This window comes from Clostridia bacterium (assembly GCA_036654455.1).
In the GTDB taxonomy this organism is placed as follows: domain Bacteria; phylum Bacillota; class Clostridia; order Christensenellales; family CAG-314; genus JAVVRZ01.
On sequence record JAVVRZ010000012.1, the window covers coordinates 1 to 2,311 of the forward strand.

General features: G+C 35.4%; 1 protein-coding gene. It reads left to right on the forward strand.

Annotated elements, in window-relative coordinates:
• Positions 1-165: 165 nt before the first annotated feature.
• A partial coding sequence (locus tag RR062_06135; GenBank protein MEG2027279.1) for a leucine-rich repeat protein occupies positions 166-2,311 on the forward strand: 2,146 nt, incomplete at its 3' end.

A 2,311-nucleotide genomic window follows, 5' to 3' on the forward strand; every position in this document is an offset into this window, starting at 1 on the left:
TATTTAAATATTACAATTTATAATAATATTTTAGAAAATCTATTGAAAATTAACAAAATAAATGGTATTATATGCGCACAAAGTCATAATTTATTTAATTAGATATTATTTGTTTCTGTTTTAGACTTTGTCAAATAAACAAAAAGATAAAAATTGGAGGTTGTTATGAAAAAAGGGGTAAAAAGTTTAGTCTTAATAGCTATACTTTTATTGTCGATTATGGTGGTTGCAGCTTGCAACGACTCTGTACTATTTGAAGTTAAGTTTGATAGTAAAGGCGGTTCTTCAATCAAGCCTATTAAAGTTATAAGTGGCGCTCTTGTCGTTGAGCCTACCGCTCCAACAAGAGAGGGCTTTACATTTAACGGCTGGTATGCCGACAGCGAGTGTTTAACTTCGTGGATTTTTGCAACTAATACTGTTAAGGCAGATACAACGCTCTACGCTAGTTGGTTAGACAACAACGTTAAGAGCTATACCATAACTTATAAGGACGGCGCAGAAATATTATTTACCAAGAAAGTAGCCGAAAATATGTTTGCCGAGAACATTATTCCAACAAGAGACGAATATACATTTAATGGTTGGCAATTAGAAAATGTCGATTTTGATTTTGCAACGCCTATAACTACCGATTTGATTCTTGTTGCAAAGTGGACGCTTAGCGCAGAACTTTTTACCTTTACAATTAGTGGCAATAACGTTACCATTACGGGGCTTAAAGATAAAACGGTTACAAAACTTTTTATTCCAAGCAAAATTTCCGGGCATAGCGTAACAAGTATAGGAGATTATGCATTTTATAATTGCAGCAGCTTAACAAATATAACTATTCCTGATAGTGTAACAAGTATAGGATATAACGCATTTGACGGTTGCAGGAGCTTAACATTCCAAGAGAGAAATAATTGTTTATATCTAAGCAATTGGTTGATTCGTGTCAAAGATACAAACGTTACAACTATTGAGGTTGCAGCAGGTACACTTGGAATCTATCTTGGCGCATTTCGGGATTGTTCCAGTTTAACAAGTATAACTATTCCAAGTAGCGTAACAAGTATAGGAGATGGCGCATTTTATGGTTGTTCCAACTTAGCAAGTATAATTATTCCTGATAGTGTAACAAGTATAGGATATGGCGCATTTCGTGGTTGTAGTAGCTTAACATTCCAAGAGAAAAATAATTGTTTATATCTAAACAATTGGTTGATTCGTGTCAAAGATACAAATGTTACAACTATTGAGGTTGCCAACGGTACGCTTGTAATCTGTGATGGCGCATTTAAAGGTTGTTCCAGCTTAACAAGTATAAATATTCCAACTAGCGTAACAAGTATAGGAGATTGGGTATTTGAAGATTGTTCCAATTTAACAAGTATAACTATTCCAGATAGCGTAACAAGTATAGGAGATTGGACATTTAGCGGTTGCAGTAGCTTAACAAGTATAACTATTCCTGATAGCGTAACTAGTATAGAAGACCAGGCTTTTTGGTATTGTTCCAGCTTAGCAAGTATAACTATTCCAACTAGCGTAACAAGTATAGGAGATTATGCATTTTATGGTTGCAGTAGCTTAACAAGTATAACTATTCCAACTAGCGTAACAAGTATAGGAGAAAGGGTATTTGGCGGTTGCAGCAGCTTAACAAGTATAATTATTCCCGATGGTGTAACAAGTATAGGAGATTTGGCATTTACCGATTGCAGCAGTTTAACAAGTATAACTATTCCAACTAGCGTAACAAGTATAGGAAATTTTGCATTTGGCGCTTGCCACAACTTAACAAGCATTGACGTAGATATTAATAACACAACATATAAATCTATTAATGGAGACCTATATAGTAAAGATGGCGCTGAGTTCTTGTATTATTGCAATGGCAATAAAGATACTTCATTTACAATACCAACTGGCGTAACAAGTATAGGAGGTGGCGCATTTAGAGGTTGCAGTAGCTTAACAAGTATAACTATTCCAACTGGCGTAACAAGTATAGGAGATTGGGTATTTGAAGATTGTTCCAATTTAACAAGTATAATTATTCCTGATAGCGTAACTAGTATAGGAAGAAGCGCATTTAGCGGTTGCAGCGGACTTACAAGTATAACTATTCCAAGTAGCGTAACAAGTATAGGAGATGTCGCATTTAGTGGTTGCAGTAGTTTAACAAGTATAACTATTCCTGACGGTGTAACAAGTATAGGAGATCGTGCATTTAGCGGTTGCAGCAGTTTAACAAGTATCACTATTCCAGATAGCGTAACGAGTATAGGAGGTGGCGCATTTAGCGGTTGCAGTAGCTTAACAA